Source organism: Kaistella treverensis (assembly GCF_900114045.1).
In the GTDB taxonomy this organism is placed as follows: Bacteria; Bacteroidota; Bacteroidia; order Flavobacteriales; family Weeksellaceae; genus Kaistella; species Kaistella treverensis.
Genome location: NZ_FORQ01000001.1, coordinates 768,557 through 785,308 on the forward strand (window position 1 = coordinate 768,557; position 16,752 = coordinate 785,308).

A 16,752-nucleotide genomic window follows, 5' to 3' on the forward strand; every position below is an offset into this window, starting at 1 on the left:
CTGAATTTACAAAACCATTTTTTCGATTGGAATAACCAAAATTCCTTCAGCACCGCACTTTTTCAGCTCATCGATAATTCGCCAAAACTCATTTTCGCGCACTACGGAGTGAACGCTGCTCCACCCAGATTCCGCCAGTGGCAAAACGGTAGGCGATTTCATGCCGGGTAAAATGTTAATGATTTGATCAAGCGATTCATTTGGTGCATTAAGCAAAATGTATTTATTTTCGCGCGAATTAACCACCGCCTGAATCCGAAACAGAAATGATTCCAGAATTATTTCGCTTTCTGCAGGCAAATTTTCGTTGGAAATTAAAACGGCTTCGCTACGCAGAATTTCTTCTACTTCTTTCAGACCGTTGTGTAAAAGTGTGCTGCCGGAACTCACCAAATCTGCGATAGTATCTGCCAAACCGATGCTCGGAGCAATTTCTACACTTCCGGATATTTCCACGATTTCAGCAAAAATATTTTTATTTTCAAAATAATTTCTGACAATGGTCGGATAAGAAGTCGCAATCTTTTTACCTTTGAAAAAACTAAGGTTGCTATAGTCCGTTTCTTTTGGAATGGCGAGCGAAAGGCGGCAATTTGCAAAACCAAGTTTTCGGACGACTATCACATTTTTGTCCTGTTCCAGCACTTCGTTTTCGCCGATGATGCCGATATCTACTATTCCCTGTTCCACATATTTGGGAATATCATCGTCGCGTAGAAAAAGGATTTCTAAGGGAAAGTTGGTAGCAGAATTTTTAAGTTTGCTTTTAAAATCGGGAAATTTTATTCCACATTCTTTTAAAAGTTCAAGAGATTTTTCGCTTAAGCGTCCACTTTTTTGAATTGCGATTTTTAATTTGCTCATATCAATCTGGAAATTGGTGCCTGAACAAATGTTTTCAATTTTGCATAAAAAAAACCGTCTTTGTTCAGACGGTTTTTATTATTTTTTTAGTCACTTTCGACCACAATTAATCAACTCGTCTTTTGGATGAGATGATGATGATGGATTGAAGTGAATGTATTTTTCATGCTTTTTAACTCTGCAAAGATATCTAATAAAAATTTTAACTCGCAAGAAACAATTTTATTTTATTTATAACCTGCTGATTTTCTGATACTTTAATTTTAGAAAATAAAAAATTTGACTTTAAAAGTAGCTTTTTTTGAAATTCTATTTAATTAAATTATAATTTTTTTAAAAAAAAATCCCAAAAAAAATGGGATTTTACCAGCTATTTTTTTTAAAAAAAATTCTATTTTAAACAGCGACGTTATTTTCTCTCAAAGCGTCGTTCAAGGATGTTTTTTTGTCAGTAGATTCCTTTCTTTGTCCGATGATCAGCGCGCAAGGCACCTGAAATTCACCTGCCGGGAATTGTTTCGTATAACTGCCCGGAATAACCACAGAACGCGCCGGCACGCGGCCTTTAATTTCCACCGGCGTTTCGCCTGTGACGTCGATTATTTTTGTGGAAGCGGTAAGCACAACATTTGCGCCTAAAACCGCTTCTTTTTCCACGTGAACGCCTTCCACAACGATGCAGCGCGAACCTACGAAAACGTTATCTTCGATGATTACGGGAGCGGCCTGCAACGGTTCTAAAACACCGCCAATGCCTACTCCACCGCTTAAATGTACATCTTTACCGATCTGCGCGCAGCTTCCAACAGTTGCCCACGTATCTACCATGGTTCCGGAGTCCACATAAGCGCCGATATTCACGTAAGATGGCATTAAAATTACACCAGACGCGATGTATGCACCTTCACGCGCCACTGCATGCGGCACAACGCGCACGCCTTTTTCAGCATAATTTCTTTTTAAAGGCATTTTATCGTGAAACTCAAACGGGCCAACTTCAATGGTTTCCATTTTCTGAATCGGAAAGTACATTACGACGGCTTTTTTCACCCATTCGTTTACTTTCCAACCGTTTTCAGTTGGTTCCGCTACGCGGAGTTCGCCCAAATCAAGCTGGCGAATGACTTCGCGGATGGATTTTTGGCTGTCTTCATTTTGAAGCAATTCCCGGTTATCCCAGATATTTTCTATGGTTTGCTGTAACATCAGTTTTTATTTATTTTATAAAGATTTTCAAGCGGCAAATTTACAAAACTCTGCGCGCGAAAAGGTAAGCGTTGTTCCAATATTTTTCGTTAAGCGAAGAAATAATGACGCCTTTGGAAGTTGAAGCATGAATAAATTTCACTTCGCCGTCGCGGCCGATATCATTTACGATGCCCACGTGTGTTACGCGGCTGCCGCCGGAAGTTGCGAAAAATACAAGATCGCCGGGTTTTGCTTCTTTGATTTTGATTTCAACGCCTTTTTTGGACTGGTCTTCGGAGCGGCGTGGCAAATCTAACTTGTTTTCATCGAAAACTTTGACTACCAAACCCGAACAGTCGAAACCAGAAGAGGTATTTCCCGCATATTTGTACGGCGCGCCCAGATATTTATGGGCATCTTTAATTAATTCGCTTACTAAAGCTGAGTTTTTTCCGGAATAGTAAGATTCCAGCACTTTGAGGTTTTCAGCACGCTTTACGGTTTTTGTTGGTGCTTCTCTTTTTACCACCGTAGGTTTTGCGGAACCGCACGAAACCAACACCGCGGCGGAAAAAGCGATCATCAGGTATCTCTTCATTTTCAATCTCTCAATTTTTTCAAAAATACTGAAATTATTTTTCAAAAGAAGCAGTTTATGAGCAAAAAAGAGTGTTAAAAAATGAATATGGAATTCCGGAAATAGCTTTGGTTTTCAGCAAAAAAGAAATTATATTTAAAAAAATAAAAACCGCAGAAAATGACGCTGGAAAAACTGAAAACCTATTTTATAAAAGAAATTTCCGGGCAATATTCCGAAGCTGAAAGCAAAATTTTGTTCGAAGTTTTTACTGAAAAATTTTTGGAATTAAATACGATTCAGCAACGCGCACAAAAGCAGCTTAAGCTTTCAGCACCGCAAACTGCCCTATTTGAAAGAGCTATTTCGGAGCTTAGAAGTGGTAAACCGTATCAGCAGATTTTGGGCGAAGCGGAATTTTTTGGGTTGAAGTTTTTTGTGGATGAAAATGTGTTGATTCCGAGGCCGGAAACTGAAGAGTTGCTGGAACTCGCGATTGGAAAAATAAAAAAATTCGGTGCTAAAAGGCCAAATTTTTCGGTTTTGGATATTGGCACCGGCAGCGGAATTATTCCGATTATGCTGAAAAAACATTTTCCGGAAGCCGAAATTTCCGCGCTGGATTTTTCAAAAAATGCGTTGAAAATTGCTCGAAAAAATGCAGATTTCCATAATGTTGAAATCAATTTTATGCACCAAAATTATCTGGAGGAAAATTTAACGGAAGCTTACGACATTATAATTTCCAATCCACCATACATTGGTATTGAGGAAGAGGACGAAATCGCAGCGTCCGTAAAAGAGTTTGAACCCAAAATGGCGCTTTTTTCGCCGACTTCAAATGCTTTGGTTTTTTATGAAAAAATAGCAAAAGACTGCCGAAAAAATCTAAGCGCAAATGCAATGGTTTTTCTGGAAATCAACCAAAAGCTTGGTAAAGAAACCTCGGAACTTTTTACTGATGTTTTGAGTGAAGTGGAACTTGTAAAAGATATTTCGGGGAATGAAAGATTTGTCTGGGGAAGGAAGACAGTTGACAGTTGAGAGTTGAGAGTTGAGAGTTGAAAGCTGAAACTAAGGGTTAATGGTTATAAAAAACCAAAAAATTTGCCGCTAAAGCGGCAAATTTTTTTGGTGTAATTAAGGTTGTTTTCTGAATTTTTGGACTTTTCAAGGGGAAAAAATGTGGAATTCTAGCCCCGATTGCAGCGGCATCCTTTTTTGAGGACTAAGGACGAAAAAAAGATACAGCGGAAAGCGGGTGTAATCTTCGGGAGGTGCGAAAACCTTGTTGCTCCTAAACTACCCGATTTTCTTTTTCACGAAAACCTGATACGCCATATACAGCAGCGGAAGCGACATAATTCCTAAGAACAAAATATTATGTAACGCACGCTCCGGCTGCACCAAAATCGCGTAAACCAAGCCGAAAAATGCACCACCCAAATGCGCCGCGTGGCCGATATTGTCGTGCTGTCGCGGATTCAGCATCATATACACCGAATAGGCAAAATACAGTGTACCGAAAATATAACCCGGAATCGCGATTGGGATGAAAAACAGGTACAATCCGAGATCAGGAATCATCGCAATTGAAGCAAATAAAATCCCGGAAACTCCTCCGCTCGCGCCAATCGCAGAATACCACGATTGGTTTTGGTACAGATAAAGCGAGAAAATATTTCCAAGTAAAATAGACCCGAAATAGACCAATAAAAAGCCAACAGTTCCGAAAACTTCAATAACGATAGGCCCGAAGAAATAGAGCGTCATCATATTGAACAAAAGGTGCATTAAATCTGCATGAAGAAATCCTGCGGAAAGCAAGCGAATATATTCTTTGTCGCGTTTGATGGCGCCGACATTAAACTTGTATTTTTCGAAAATACTTTGGTTGCTGAACGCGTAATAGCTGATAAGCGCGGTTGCCGCGATGATGATTAATAAAACAGGACTCATATTTTTATATAAAATAAAAGTTTCGAAATCCGAAACTTTGGTTTAAACAATTTCTGAAGTTAAACTTCGTGCTAATAATTTTTCGTGCATGGGTTTGAGTTTTTCCAAACTTCCCGTTTTCACCGTGCATTTGCCTTTGTAATGCACGAGAATTGTGCACTGTTCGGCTTGCTCCAGCGTGTGTTCGCAAATTTCGACTAAAGCTTCGATGACATAATCGAAAGTATTGACATCGTCATTCCACAAAACGAGTTTGTAAACTTCGTCTTCTCTTTCGAGGAGCGCAACTTCTTCTTCGTACTCGCGCTGTGGATTTTCGTAATCTCTGATATTTTTTGGTTCGTACATTTTCCTTTTCATTTTTTTAATTTTAAAAACTGGTATTTTTTAAATTAAATTTCGCCCATCTCGTTTTCCAGGTCGCTTAAAATATTGGGTTCTTCATAGACCAATTCGACCAAATCTACACTTTTATTCTGCATTTTCAGAATTTTTATCTGATAATGGTTGATAACAAATTCCTGGTTTTCGCCCGGAATATCTTCCAGTTCATGTAAAATATAACCCGCCAAGGTGTTATACTCACCATCTTCAGAAAGCGGGAACATCTTCGGCAGTTTTTCGTTGATTTCGTCCAAAGGCTGCGTAGCTTTTACCCAGAAAACATTTTCTCCGACCTTATCGACGATTTTTTCCTCGTCGTCTTCCTCATCCTGAATTTCGCCCACCAATTCTTCTAAAATATCTTCCAAGGTTACAATTCCTTCGGTACCACCAAATTCATCAATAACCACGGCTAAATGCTGCTTTTTTTGCTGGAAAACCTTCAATAAATCAGAAATTTTCTTGCTGCCCACGACAAAGAATGCGTCGCGCATTAAATTTTCCAAATCAGCGTGCGTGATATTACCTTTGCTTTTTACATATTCGCGGATAATTTCCTTGGCGTAAAAAATCCCAATAATATTATCGATGGAATCGCGGTACACCGGAAGTCTGGAATAACCGCCATCCATAATTACCGAAATAATATCTTCAACCGGTTCGTCTAAATCGATAGACGAAATATTTTGGCGCGGCACCATAATCTGTTTCGCGGAATGATCTGTAAAATCAAAAGCATTTTTGATGATTTCGTAGTTTTCCTCTTCAATTTCGCCGGAATCTGCGGACTGTTTTACCAAAAGCTGCAATTCTTCGGTAGAGTGAATTTCCTGATCGGATGCGGGATGAATTTTCATTAAACGTAAAACGCCGTTCGACATTTTATTCATCGTCCAGATGAACGGTTTGAAAATCGTGTAAAAAATACGCAACGGCATGGCAATCGCCATCGACGTAGCTTCTGATTTACGAATCGCGATGGATTTCGGAATTAATTCACCAAAAACAATATGCATTACCGTAATTAAGAGGAAACTGATGACCAATGAAATGGTAGTAACAGTCGCTGCTGGCACCGCGATATCAAAATAATGGAACATATTTTCAATGACGTGATGCATGGCGCTCTCTCCCACCCAACCTAAAGCAAGAGAGGCTAAAGTAATCCCCAGCTGCGTGGCAGAAAGGTATTCGTCCAGATGTTTGATAATGTGTTCCGCCTGCTTTGCCATGGAATGACCTTCGGCGGCTTTCAGCTGAATTTGGGAATAACGAACTTTAACAATTGAGAATTCTGCGGCTACGAAAAAACCATTGAGTAATACTAAGAATACAGCTAATAACAGCTTGAGTATGTCCGAATCCATTTAGAAATTTAAAAAATATTGCTACAAAGATACGTTTTTTTGCGAATAACGATTTAGATATTATGCTGTAAATAAATTTTGAGTAGAAAGAAAAAAGAACATCTAAATGAATAGATGTTCTTAAATTTTTGCATTTAAAGCAGGGGATTTTTTACGAATTCTTCAATGCTTCTGCACCACCAACAATTTCCAAAATTTCATTGGTAATTGCTGCCTGTCGCGCTTTATTGTAAAATATTTTCAGCTCGTTTCTAAGCGCTTCTGCGTTATCAGTTGCTTTGTGCATCGCCGTCATACGCGCGCCGTGCTCTGATGCTATAGAATCTAAAACCGCTTTGTAAATTTGGGTTTTAATGGATTTTGGCATTAAAACGTCAAGAATTTCTTTAGCATTTTTCTCGAAAATATAATCGGTGTTTAAAGCCTCTTTTATCTCCGGCATCTTGATTGGCAAAATCTGCTCAGTCTGTACTTCCTGTGTTGCTGCGTTGATGAATTTGTTATAAATCACATACACTTTGTCGAAGTGCCCTTCACGATAATCGCGCATCACATTTTCCACAAAATTAGAAACTACCTCGAAAGACATACCGTCGAAAATACCGCTTTGGTTGTCGTACACTTTTCGGCTGCGACGAACGGCATCAAAAACTTTTTTACCAACGGTAAGGATCTCAACTTCTTCTGCAGTATTTGCCAAATTCTGGTTCAGCTGCTTAATCACAGAAGAGTTAAAAGCACCAGCCAAGCCTTTGTTAGAAGTCACTACGATATAAAGTACTCTTTTAACTTCGCGTACTTCGGTGTAGGTAGAAACACCTTCAAGATCTGTTGTAGAACTTACATTCTCAATGATTTCCTGAAGTTTTTCCGAGTAAGGGCGCAACATTACAATGGCATCAGTGGCTTTCTTCAGCTTTGCTGCAGAAACCATTTTCATTGCACTTGTAATTTGCATCGTGGAAGAGATTGAAGTAATCCTGCCGCGTATTTCCTTTAAGTTTGCCATAAACTATAGTTGTTGGTTGTCGGTTGTTGGCTGTTAGCTTTAGAAAAATTCCGTCAACTATCAACCAAAAACCATCAACTAAAATTAATTATATTTTGAAGCCAATTCTGTAGCTGCCTGTTTCAAAACTCCTGTAATATCGTTGTCGATTTTACCAGCTTTTATAGCTGCCATAGTTTCAGGATGTTTGGATCTTAAAAATTCCACGTATTCTTTCTGGAATTCTTTAACTTTATGAATAGGAATATTTCTCAATAAATTTTCCGTTCCGGCGTAAATCATTGCTACCTGACTGTCCACAGGAAGTGGAGAGTTTACAGGCTGCTTCAGGATTTCCACGTTTCGTTCACCTTTTGAAATTACAGCTTGCGTAGAAGCATCAAGGTCAGAACCGAATTTCGCGAACGCTTCAAGTTCTTTATATTGTGCCTGGTCTAATTTCAGGGTTCCGGAAACTTTTTTCATTGATTTAATCTGCGCGTTACCACCCACACGAGATACTGAAATACCTACGTTGATCGCCGGGCGAACACCAGAGTTAAATAAATCGGTTTCCAGGAAAATCTGACCGTCGGTAATCGAAATTACGTTGGTTGGAATATATGCGGAAACGTCACCAGCCTGAGTTTCAATAATCGGTAAAGCAGTTAACGAACCACCACCTTTAACCAAAGGTTTCAAAGAATCTGGTAAATCATTCATCTGAGCAGCAATTTTATCATCTTTAATGACTTTTGCAGCTCTTTCCAATAGTCTGGAATGAAGGTAGAAAACGTCACCTGGATAAGCTTCACGGCCTGGTGGTCTTCTTAACAATAATGAAAGCTCACGGTATGCTACCGCTTGTTTTGATAAATCATCATAAATAATCAAAGCCGGTCTACCAGTGTCACGGAAAAACTCACCAATTGCAGCACCCGCCATCGGCGCGTAAACCTGCATTGGAGCTGGATCAGAAGCGTTAGCCGCAACAATCACAGTATACGCTAAAGCACCTTTATCTTCTAAAGTTTTAACGATTTGCGCAACGGTTGAACCTTTTTGGCCAATCGCTACATAAATACAGAATACAGGTTCACCTGCATCATAAAATTCTCTTTGATTGATGATAGTATCGATCGCTACTACGGTTTTCCCGGTCTGACGGTCACCAATAATCAGCTCTCTCTGTCCTCTACCAACCGGAATCATGGAATCAATCGCTACGATACCTGTTTGCAATGGCTCAGTTACCGGCTGACGGAAAATTACACCCGGAGCTTTTCTTTCTAAAGGCATCTCGTAAGTTTCACCAGCAATTGGTCCTTTACCATCGATAGGGTTACCAAGGGTGTCAACTACTCTACCCAACATTCCTTCACCTACGTTGATCGAAGAGATTCTGTTGGTTCTGTTCACGGTGTCACCTTCTTTTACCAATTTAGATTCACCCAAAAGAGCGACACCTACATTGTCTTCTGCAAGATTCAAAACGATACCTTCCACACCACTCTGGAATTTTACCAATTCCCCGTACTGTACGTTTTCCAGACCGTACACCAAGGCAATACCGTCACCGATTGTCAATACGGTACCTACTTCTTCTACATTTGATTGTGTCTCGAAGTTGGCGAGCTGTTGTTTAAGAATTGCAGATACTTCTGCCGGATTTATTTCTGCCATTTTATGGTTTTTTTTGTCTTTTAGTTTAATTGAAATTCTTTTTTCAGTCGGTTCAATTTCGATTTTACCGATGCATCAACCTGCTGGTCACCAACGCGTAAAATATATCCTCCTAAAATTTCTGGGTTGATGATGGATTTTACCTCAAACTGATTTTGATGATTCACTAAATCAGTGGATTTCAAAATATTTTGAATATTTTCCTGTGAAAGTGCTGTCGCCGATGTCAAAGTAATTCTCTGTACACCGTTCATATCTTCCACTTTATTGATGAATTCCTGCCCGATATTACGCAAATGAGCTTCCCGGCCGTGCTTAATCACCATCTCCAAAAGATTGCGCGTAACCGGAGAAAAATCTTTAAAAATTTCCCGGGCTATACTGACCTTTTTTTTCAAATCCACGATTGGAGAACCGAAAAAGTTCTGCAACTCGCGTGATTTCTCAATGGTATTTACAAGATCTTTCATTTCCGGCAAGACAGAAGCAGTAATGCCGCTTTCCTGCGTGAAATTCAGGAGACCCTGAGCATATCTTTTTGCTACTTTACTGGTAACCATTTTAGTTTAAGTTAGAAGTATTAAGGATATTTGCTACCAAGTCATCCTGTGCGCTGTCATTATCCAAATTCTTTTTTAAGATAGATTCGGCGATGTTAACAGATAAAGTACCGATTTGGTTTTTAATGTCGGCAACCGCAGCAGATTTTTCTGCCTGAATGGTTTGTCTCGCTGCTTCAATCATTTTATCACCTTCATTTTTCGCAGCATCTTTTGCTTCACCTACAATACGGTCTTTGATTTCTCTTGCTTCTTTCAAGATCTGATCACGCTCAACTTTCGCTTCGCGGATGATGATATCGTTTTCAGCTTTTAGGTTTTCAACTTCCTGACGCGCTAATTTAGCCTGGTTTAGTGAATCTACAATCGTAACTTCTCTTTCATTAATAGCACCTAAAATTGGTTTCCATGCAAATTTCGCCAATATCAGTAAAAGGATTAAGAAGGTTAAAGTCATCCAAAACAATAAGCCTATTCCCGGTTCTATCATAATTGTAATTTTTTAATTTTTTTCTATATGGAATTTTAAAAAATCCTTAGCAGAGCCAACCGCGCTGCTAAGAATTTGTTTTTGAGGTTTCTTATTTTACGAACGCTCCGAAGATAATCGCGATCAAACCAGCACCCTCGATAAGACCAGCAGCAATAAGCATTGCTCCCTGGATTTTACCTGCTTGCTCCGGTTGTCTTGCGATAGCATCCATTGCGTGTCCACCGATTTTACCAATACCTAGACCTACGCCTAATACTGCTAAACCGATTCCTACGTAAATAAGTCCTACCCCTTGTGAAATCTCTTCCATAATAAAAATATATATAGGTTAAAAAAATGTTTCTAAAATTAATGTGCTCCTTCGTGCTCGTGCTCCTGCACGGCAATTCCGATAAATAATGCCGAAAGAACCGTAAAAATATATGCCTGTAAAGCTGCTACCAACAATTCCAGAATAGAAATAAACAATCCCAGTGGAACGGAAGCAAAACCTAACAACGGCGTTTTAAAAATAAAGATCAAAGACATAATCGCCAAAATCATAATGTGACCCGCAGTAATGTTCGCAAAGAGACGCATCATCAAGGCAAATGGTTTTGTGAAAACTCCGATGATTTCAATCGGAACCATAATCGGATACAGCAATAACGGAACTGGCGGCATAAAAATGTGCTTCCAGTAATCTTTGTTCGCGCTGAAAATAGTAATTAAAAGCGTGATGATTGCTAAAACGGCTGTGGTTGCAATATTTCCGGTTAAGTTATAGCCAAACGGTGCAAACGGAATCAAACCAAACATGTTGTTAATCCAGATAAAGAAAAATACCGTCAATAAATAAGGCATGTATTTCTTGTATTTTTTAGCACCGATGTTTGGGATTGCAACTTCATCACGGATGAAAATAATTAAAGGCTCCATAAATCTACCAGCACCACTCGGCACCAAAGATTTAGCATAACCTCTCGCCATTCCGACAAAAATCAACAACATGAAAAGAACTGAAATAAAAATCGCTGCTACGTTTTTTGTAATTGAAAAATCGTAAAAAGCATTTTCTGAAGTATGTTTTCCGCTTAAAACCGAAAATAATTTAGCTTGCTCTAAACCTTGGGTAGATTTTACAATTCCGTGATCCAAAGTGTAACCGTCGTGCTCATGACCGTGTGCAATAGCGCTTGACATAAAAGTGTGAATACCGTTTTTATCTTTAATGATTACCGGTAGCGGAATAGAAACGTGTTTTTCGTCCGGCGTTCCTTCATTCAACGTCCACAGGTGCCATTCATTAGCATCGCTAATATGGCTCATGATCATATCTTTGGCATTGAATTCCTTATTATCTTCCTGAATTTTCTGTTCCAAAGTTTCCGCTCCGTGTGCTTCTGCCGGCTGCTGTGCAAAAGTAGAAACACCTGAAAGCGTTAGAAATAAAACCAAAAATAAAGAAGAAATTCTCTTGTTCATAAGTCAAATTTATCGGTTTGCAAATATATTGAATTAATTAAAACCTACCAATACTAAAAATTGATTTTTATCAGGAAAAAATTATGACCTGTTCAGCATCTGTATTACTTTAAAATAAAGGAAAATAGACATCACCAAAAACACCCCGATTACCGCCAAAAAACTCTCCGTAGTATTTTGCAGTCTGCTCAGCCAAAAAACCACCCAAATCAAATCTTTGATAATATTAAGTCCCAAAAATTTCATCGCAGGATTTTCCATGCGGAAAATGAATTTTTTGAACAGAAAGAAAACCGCGACATTAAGAATCGCAGCAGAAATAATTAAAAATATAAATTCCGTAATATTCATGGTCCAAAAATAAGCAACTTTACCATAATTGAACGAAAATCCTTATTTTTGCAATTCTTAAAGATAAATTATGTTCAACAGTTTACAGGATAAATTAGATAAAGCGCTTCATAATATTTCCGGGCGCGGAAAAATCACCGAAATTAACGTTGCCGAAACGGTAAAGGAAATTCGTCGCGCGCTTGTAGATGCCGATGTTAACTACAAAGTTGCTAAAGACCTGACGAAAAGAGTTCAGGACCAAGCTTTGGGTCAAAATGTTTTGACCAGTTTAACGCCGGGACAGTTGATGACCAAAATCGTTCATACCGAATTGGTGGAACTGATGGGTTCCACACAGGAAGGCATCAATCTTTCCGGAAAACCCAGCGTCATTTTGATCGCCGGTTTACAAGGTTCCGGTAAGACCACTTTTTCCGGGAAACTGGCAAATTATCTGAAACAAAAACGCAATAAAAAGCCGCTTTTGGTAGCGTGTGATGTTTATCGCCCGGCCGCGATTGAGCAGCTGAAAGTCTTAGGATCGCAGGTTGGAATTCCTGTTTACACCGAAGAAGGCGCTTTAAATCCCTCTTCAATTGCGGAAAACGCCGTAAAATTTGCCAAAGAAAATAATCACGATGTCGTGATCGTGGATACGGCAGGTCGTTTGGCGATTGATGAGCAAATGATGAACGAGATTAAATCGGTTCATTATTTCATCAAACCAGATGAAACGCTTTTTGTGGTAGATTCCATGACCGGGCAGGATGCTGTGAATACTGCAAAAGCTTTCAACGAAGCTTTGAATTTCGATGGTGTTGTCCTCACCAAGTTAGATGGTGATACGCGTGGTGGTGCTGCATTAACCATCCGTTCGGTGGTAGAAAAGCCAATAAAATTCATTTCTACCGGCGAAAAAATGGAAGCGCTGGATGTGTTTTATCCGGAAAGGATGGCAGACCGAATCCTCGGAATGGGCGACGTGGTTTCCCTTGTAGAACGCGCGCAGGAGCAGTTCGACGAAGAAGAAGCAAAAAAACTTCATAAAAAGATTGCCAAAAATGAATTTGGTTTTGATGATTTCCTCAAGCAAATCAATCAGATCAAAAAAATGGGTAATATGAAAGACTTGATGGGAATGATTCCCGGAGTTGGAAAAGCGATGAAAGATGTTGATATTCAGGACGATGCATTCAAACACATCGAAGCAATTATTCATTCCATGACACCGGAAGAAAGACGCCGACCGTCAATCATCAATACCCAAAGAAAAAACCGTATTGCGAGAGGCGCGGGAAGAAAAATTGAAGACGTCAATGCTTTGATGAAACAATTTGAACAGATGGGCAAAATGATGAAGATGATGCAGGGACCACAAGGAAAACAGATGATGGAAATGATGAGCAAAGGAATGCCGAAAATGCCTGGAATGGGTGGAAATCTTTTCGGAAAATAGCTTTCAGAAAAAATTCCGAGCTAAAAACATATAAAAATCCCGAATTGCTAAATTCGGGATTTCTTTGTTTAAATATTTAAATTAAAGTCTTAAACCTAAACCTACATTAAAAAGATTGAAATGAAGTTTCTGCCCGCTTGCCGGACTTTTAAATGCGTTGTTCAGCTGAAAAGAGTAACGCGCTTCAATTAGCAAACCTGAAATGATATCCGCGCCAAGTCCGAACGCAACTCCAAAATTTGTTTTGTTTATCGTGTCGGGAACATCACCGAGACGAAAGGCAAACTGCGGCCCTACCTGTACATTGATTTTTGGTAGAAAATAAAATTTCGCCATCACGGGAATCTGCACGAAAGAATCGTCATTAAACCTTACATAATTCAGCGCGGGCTGCATCGTCGCAAAACCACGAATACCAAATTCTGTAAATACGCCGGCGTAATATCCTGCGCTGAGATCCTCAAAATCATCGGAAACCGTCGCCGAAGAAAAACCTCCGTTAATCCCGAATTTCACCTGCGCATTCGCCAATCCACAAAAAATGATGGCAAAAGCAAGTAATACTTTTTTCATAAATAATTAATTTTCCTCAAAAATATCATTTTTAATTTGAGGACGAAAACCAACTAACATTACGAAAAAAATTCCGTGTTAAAACGGCAAAAAATTCAGTTTTTCAAAATGAAATTTTCTACTTTAATTCGATAAAATTTTGAAAAAGAAAATTGGAAAAATTTGCTGCTTTTTATCCTTTTTTTTCAAAATTCCCAAATTCCCAAATTTTCAAATTAAAATCTTACTCTTCCCGCTGCCGCGCTTCTTCTTTTCCGTAAGCATTAATGATTTTCCGGACTACCGGATGACGCACCACATCTTCTTCGGTTAAGTGTACAAAACCGATTTCGTTCACATCTTTCAAAATCCTCATGGATTCTTTTAAGCCGGATTTTTGCCGCATCGGTAAATCCACCTGACTTGGGTCGCCGGTGATAATGAATTTTGCGTTCATTCCCATTCTCGTTAAAAACATTTTCATTTGAGAATGCGTGGTATTCTGCGCTTCATCCAGGATTACAAAAGCTTCGTCCAAAGTTCGGCCACGCATGAAGGCAAGCGGCGCCACTTCAATCACTCGCTTTTCCATAAAACCTTCCAGTTTTTCATGCGGTATCATATCACGCAGCGCATCGTAAAGCGGCTGTAAATACGGATCGAGCTTTTCTTTGAGGTCGCCTGGCAAGAAACCCAAACTTTCACCAGCTTCTACCGCCGGACGAGTCAGAATAATTCGTTTTACTTCCTTATCGCGCAAAGCTTTCACCGCGAGCGCGACACTGGTGTAGGTTTTTCCGGTTCCTGCGGGCCCGATTGCAAAAACCATGTCTTTGGTTTCCGAAACTTTCACCAGTTTTTTCAGATTGGTGGTTTTGGCTTTTATTATTTTGCCGTTTACGCCTTTTACAATAAAATCCTGGTCAAATACCAGCTGTTTTTCCTCTTCGTCTTTGAAGTTCAGAATTCCCTCAACATCTTTTAAAGTCATGGAATGGTTTTGAGCCAAAAAGCTGACGATATCATCGAGTTTCAGGCGGAAAATGTCCAACGTGGCCTGATTTCCTTTTGCAAAAATTGAGTGGTCTCGGCCGGTAATTTTTAAAGTAGGAAACTGCGATTTCAGCAAATTAAAATATTGGTTGTTTACGCCGTAAAAATTTTTAGAATCTACTCCGGTAATTTCGTAGCTGAGTTCAAACATATAAATAGAATTTTGAATAAATTTTTAATAAAAGTATCATTTTTATTTTAAATAAAATTGTTACTTATCCACAATGGTGCCTAAAATATTATATTTAAACTAAATTTGTGAATCCCAAAAAACATACATGGCAGTTATCACTTTTACCTCCGATTATGGACTGGTTGACCATCGCGTGGCCGCGGTGAAAGGTAAAATCCTAACTCTGAAACCAGATGTTAACATTGTAGACATCACCCATGAAATCCAGGCTTATAACCTGCTGCAGACCGCGTATATCGTAAGGAACGCTTATCCTTTTTTTCCGAAAGGCACCGTGCATATTATCTCGGTGGATAGTTTTCATACGCCGCAACGCAAGTTTATTTTATACAAATCCGGCGACCATTATTTCATTGCCGCGGACAATGGAATTTTAAGTTTGATTTTTTACGATGTTAAACCCGATTCGGTGTATGAAATAACCTTTAACAGCGGCTACGAAGATGATATTCACTTCACCTCTACCGATATTTTCGCGCCGGTTGCAGTTCACCTTCAAAACGGTGGTTTGCCGGAAGTTATCGGACGCAAGTTTAAAAACCCGAAACAGCTTTCTTTTCCTCACGCAGTTTTTAATGAAAGCGAAGGAATTGTGGTGGGCGAAATTCTGTATGTGGATAATTTCGGAAATGTGGTATCAAACATTAACCGGAAATTTTTCGAAAAATGCAGTGTCGGCTATGATAATTTCATGGTTAAATTCCGCAATCTCGCACTGCCGAAAATTCATACGCGCTATACCGATATTGTCTACGACTGGAGCAAAGAAAATGAATTTCACGGTCGTGCTGCCGCCGTTTTCAATGATGCCGGTTTGCTGGAACTCACGATCTATAAAGGAAACCGCGATAATGGCGCCCGTACTTTGTTCGGTCTTCAGGTAGGTGAAAAAATCTTTGTGGAATTTCAGAACTAAAATAGCAGCTAAAAATTCCGCCTTGTTTGGCTGTTTTTTTAATAAATATAAAACCGAAAAATTTGCCGTTATAAAGGCAAATTTTTTCGATTTTAATAAAGATTAGGAAGTTCTTTATTCCTCAGATATATATTATCTTTGTGCTCAAATTTTTCCATGTTATATACCATACTCAAAGCTGTACATATCATTTTTATGGTGAGTTATTTTGCCGGGATTTTTTATCTCGTCCGGCTTTTTGTATATTATAAGGACACCGACGAATTTGAAAACCAAAAAAAAGCAATTCTTCGCCAGCAATATGTTTTTATGACGACGCGTTTGTGGAACATCATCACCGTTCCGGCGGGTGTCATCATGCTGGCTTCGGGACTTGCATTAATTTTTTTGAATTTCGGTTTAATGAAAACGCCGTGGTTTCACCTTAAACTTACCTTTTTGCTCGGTTTAGCGGCTTATCATTTTTGGTGCTGGAAAAAAGTGCTACAAATGAAATCACTGAACGGCGAAAATTTCCCGATGGCGAATATAAAGCTTCGTCAGGCGAATGAAATAGCGACATTTATTCTTTTTTTGGTGGTTTTTACGGTTATTTTAAAATCGATGGTGATTGAATATTGGTGGCAATTAATTCTCGGTTTTGTCGTTTTGGTCGGAAGCATCATGATGACAGTGAAACTGGTAAACAAAAAAAAATCTAATTAAGCTAAAGCTTACTGCAT

At 39.1% G+C, this 16,752-nt stretch carries 19 protein-coding genes; 4 read left to right on the plus strand and 15 right to left on the minus strand.

Annotated elements, in window-relative coordinates:
* Window positions 1-6 precede the first annotated feature (6 nt).
* From hisG to BMZ55_RS03695, 3 genes are all read right to left on the minus strand, one after another.
* On the minus strand, window positions 7-864 hold the full coding sequence (gene hisG / locus BMZ55_RS03685; protein ID WP_089818733.1) for an ATP phosphoribosyltransferase: 858 nt from the start codon (window positions 862-864) through the stop codon (window positions 7-9).
* Between the two features lie 396 nt (window positions 865-1,260).
* Window positions 1,261-2,073, minus strand: coding sequence for a 2,3,4,5-tetrahydropyridine-2,6-dicarboxylate N-succinyltransferase (locus BMZ55_RS03690; RefSeq protein ID WP_089818735.1), 813 nt, complete (start codon window positions 2,071-2,073; stop codon window positions 1,261-1,263).
* 37 nt (window positions 2,074-2,110) lie between these two features.
* Window positions 2,111-2,650 carry a C40 family peptidase gene (locus BMZ55_RS03695; RefSeq protein ID WP_089819420.1) on the minus strand — a complete coding sequence of 180 codons (540 nt, stop codon included), beginning with the start codon at window positions 2,648-2,650 and terminating at the stop codon, window positions 2,111-2,113.
* 159 nt (window positions 2,651-2,809) lie between these two features.
* Between BMZ55_RS03695 and prmC the strand changes: the two genes are divergently transcribed.
* A complete protein-coding gene (gene prmC / locus BMZ55_RS03700; protein WP_089818737.1) occupies window positions 2,810-3,673 on the plus strand; it encodes a peptide chain release factor N(5)-glutamine methyltransferase in 864 nt (287 codons plus the stop codon).
* Window positions 3,674-3,931: 258 nt separating this feature from the next.
* On the opposite strand, the gene BMZ55_RS03705 is transcribed toward prmC, so the two are convergent.
* The 10 genes from BMZ55_RS03705 to BMZ55_RS03750 form a co-directional block, all read right to left on the minus strand.
* A complete protein-coding gene (locus BMZ55_RS03705) occupies window positions 3,932-4,588 on the minus strand; it encodes a rhomboid family intramembrane serine protease (protein ID WP_089818739.1) in 657 nt (218 codons plus the stop codon).
* Window positions 4,589-4,630: 42 nt separating this feature from the next.
* Complete coding sequence (locus BMZ55_RS03710; RefSeq protein WP_084060870.1) at window positions 4,631-4,948, minus strand: ATP-dependent Clp protease adaptor ClpS; 318 nt, start codon at window positions 4,946-4,948, stop codon at window positions 4,631-4,633.
* 32 nt (window positions 4,949-4,980) lie between these two features.
* On the minus strand, window positions 4,981-6,339 hold the full coding sequence (locus tag BMZ55_RS03715; RefSeq protein WP_089818741.1) for a hemolysin family protein: 1,359 nt from the start codon (window positions 6,337-6,339) through the stop codon (window positions 4,981-4,983).
* A 151-nt stretch (window positions 6,340-6,490) separates the two neighbouring features.
* Window positions 6,491-7,348, minus strand: a complete 858-nt coding sequence (gene atpG / locus BMZ55_RS03720) for an ATP synthase F1 subunit gamma (protein ID WP_089818743.1) — start codon at window positions 7,346-7,348, stop codon at window positions 6,491-6,493.
* Window positions 7,349-7,432: 84 nt separating this feature from the next.
* Complete coding sequence (atpA, locus tag BMZ55_RS03725; RefSeq protein WP_039344046.1) at window positions 7,433-9,010, minus strand: F0F1 ATP synthase subunit alpha; 1,578 nt, start codon at window positions 9,008-9,010, stop codon at window positions 7,433-7,435.
* A 20-nt stretch (window positions 9,011-9,030) separates the two neighbouring features.
* Window positions 9,031-9,570, minus strand: coding sequence for an ATP synthase F1 subunit delta (gene atpH, locus BMZ55_RS03730; protein ID WP_039344044.1), 540 nt, complete (start codon window positions 9,568-9,570; stop codon window positions 9,031-9,033).
* A 1-nt stretch (window position 9,571) separates the two neighbouring features.
* On the minus strand, window positions 9,572-10,060 hold the full coding sequence (gene atpF, locus BMZ55_RS03735) for a F0F1 ATP synthase subunit B (protein ID WP_039344041.1): 489 nt from the start codon (window positions 10,058-10,060) through the stop codon (window positions 9,572-9,574).
* Window positions 10,061-10,151: 91 nt separating this feature from the next.
* The gene (locus tag BMZ55_RS03740) at window positions 10,152-10,373 is read right to left on the minus strand and encodes an ATP synthase F0 subunit C (RefSeq protein ID WP_052252138.1); all 222 of its coding nucleotides are present in this window, start codon (window positions 10,371-10,373) and stop codon (window positions 10,152-10,154) included.
* A gap of 38 nt (window positions 10,374-10,411) precedes the next feature.
* Window positions 10,412-11,527, minus strand: coding sequence for a F0F1 ATP synthase subunit A (gene atpB / locus BMZ55_RS03745; RefSeq protein ID WP_089818745.1), 1,116 nt, complete (start codon window positions 11,525-11,527; stop codon window positions 10,412-10,414).
* Window positions 11,528-11,608: 81 nt separating this feature from the next.
* Entirely contained in the window at window positions 11,609-11,878 is a 270-nt protein-coding gene (locus tag BMZ55_RS03750) for a hypothetical protein (protein ID WP_089818747.1), read from the minus strand.
* 70 nt (window positions 11,879-11,948) lie between these two features.
* Here BMZ55_RS03750 and ffh point away from each other — a divergent pair, with 70 nt between their 5' ends.
* Window positions 11,949-13,316, plus strand: a complete 1,368-nt coding sequence (gene ffh, locus BMZ55_RS03755; protein WP_089818749.1) for a signal recognition particle protein — start codon at window positions 11,949-11,951, stop codon at window positions 13,314-13,316.
* 81 nt (window positions 13,317-13,397) lie between these two features.
* Here ffh and BMZ55_RS03760 read toward each other — a convergent pair whose 3' ends face one another.
* Window positions 13,398-13,889, minus strand: a complete 492-nt coding sequence (locus BMZ55_RS03760) for a porin family protein (RefSeq protein ID WP_089818751.1) — start codon at window positions 13,887-13,889, stop codon at window positions 13,398-13,400.
* A 223-nt stretch (window positions 13,890-14,112) separates the two neighbouring features.
* Window positions 14,113-15,072, minus strand: a complete 960-nt coding sequence (locus tag BMZ55_RS03765) for a PhoH family protein (RefSeq protein WP_039344031.1) — start codon at window positions 15,070-15,072, stop codon at window positions 14,113-14,115.
* Between the two features lie 127 nt (window positions 15,073-15,199).
* Here BMZ55_RS03765 and BMZ55_RS03770 point away from each other — a divergent pair, with 127 nt between their 5' ends.
* Both BMZ55_RS03770 and BMZ55_RS03775 read left to right on the plus strand, forming a co-directional pair.
* Entirely contained in the window at window positions 15,200-16,030 is an 831-nt protein-coding gene (locus tag BMZ55_RS03770; protein ID WP_089818753.1) for an SAM hydrolase/SAM-dependent halogenase family protein, read from the plus strand.
* A 156-nt stretch (window positions 16,031-16,186) separates the two neighbouring features.
* The gene (locus tag BMZ55_RS03775) at window positions 16,187-16,735 is read left to right on the plus strand and encodes a CopD family protein (protein WP_089818755.1); all 549 of its coding nucleotides are present in this window, start codon (window positions 16,187-16,189) and stop codon (window positions 16,733-16,735) included.
* Window positions 16,736-16,752: the final 17 nt, after the last annotated feature.

Excerpts from the sequence above, each read along its gene's own strand:
- BMZ55_RS03750 (WP_089818747.1), bottom strand. The coding sequence starts at position 11,878 with ATGAATATTACGGAATTTATATTTTTAATTATTTCTGCTGCGATTCTT.
- ffh (WP_089818749.1), top strand. The coding sequence starts at position 11,949 with ATGTTCAACAGTTTACAGGATAAATTAGATAAAGCGCTTCATAATATT.
- BMZ55_RS03770 (WP_089818753.1), top strand. The coding sequence starts at position 15,200 with ATGGCAGTTATCACTTTTACCTCCGATTATGGACTGGTTGACCATCGC.
- atpF (WP_039344041.1), bottom strand. The coding sequence starts at position 10,060 with ATGATAGAACCGGGAATAGGCTTATTGTTTTGGATGACTTTAACCTTC.
- BMZ55_RS03775 (WP_089818755.1), top strand. The coding sequence starts at position 16,187 with ATGTTATATACCATACTCAAAGCTGTACATATCATTTTTATGGTGAGT.
- BMZ55_RS03710 (WP_084060870.1), bottom strand. The coding sequence starts at position 4,948 with ATGAAAAGGAAAATGTACGAACCAAAAAATATCAGAGATTACGAAAAT.
- prmC (WP_089818737.1), top strand. The coding sequence starts at position 2,810 with ATGACGCTGGAAAAACTGAAAACCTATTTTATAAAAGAAATTTCCGGG.
- BMZ55_RS03695 (WP_089819420.1), bottom strand. The coding sequence starts at position 2,650 with ATGAAGAGATACCTGATGATCGCTTTTTCCGCCGCGGTGTTGGTTTCG.
- BMZ55_RS03705 (WP_089818739.1), bottom strand. The coding sequence starts at position 4,588 with ATGAGTCCTGTTTTATTAATCATCATCGCGGCAACCGCGCTTATCAGC.
- BMZ55_RS03760 (WP_089818751.1), bottom strand. The coding sequence starts at position 13,889 with ATGAAAAAAGTATTACTTGCTTTTGCCATCATTTTTTGTGGATTGGCG.
- BMZ55_RS03740 (WP_052252138.1), bottom strand. The coding sequence starts at position 10,373 with ATGGAAGAGATTTCACAAGGGGTAGGACTTATTTACGTAGGAATCGGT.
- atpA (WP_039344046.1), bottom strand. The coding sequence starts at position 9,010 with ATGGCAGAAATAAATCCGGCAGAAGTATCTGCAATTCTTAAACAACAG.
- BMZ55_RS03765 (WP_039344031.1), bottom strand. The coding sequence starts at position 15,072 with ATGTTTGAACTCAGCTACGAAATTACCGGAGTAGATTCTAAAAATTTT.
- atpH (WP_039344044.1), bottom strand. The coding sequence starts at position 9,570 with ATGGTTACCAGTAAAGTAGCAAAAAGATATGCTCAGGGTCTCCTGAAT.
- BMZ55_RS03715 (WP_089818741.1), bottom strand. The coding sequence starts at position 6,339 with ATGGATTCGGACATACTCAAGCTGTTATTAGCTGTATTCTTAGTATTA.
- hisG (WP_089818733.1), bottom strand. The coding sequence starts at position 864 with ATGAGCAAATTAAAAATCGCAATTCAAAAAAGTGGACGCTTAAGCGAA.
- atpB (WP_089818745.1), bottom strand. The coding sequence starts at position 11,527 with ATGAACAAGAGAATTTCTTCTTTATTTTTGGTTTTATTTCTAACGCTT.
- atpG (WP_089818743.1), bottom strand. The coding sequence starts at position 7,348 with ATGGCAAACTTAAAGGAAATACGCGGCAGGATTACTTCAATCTCTTCC.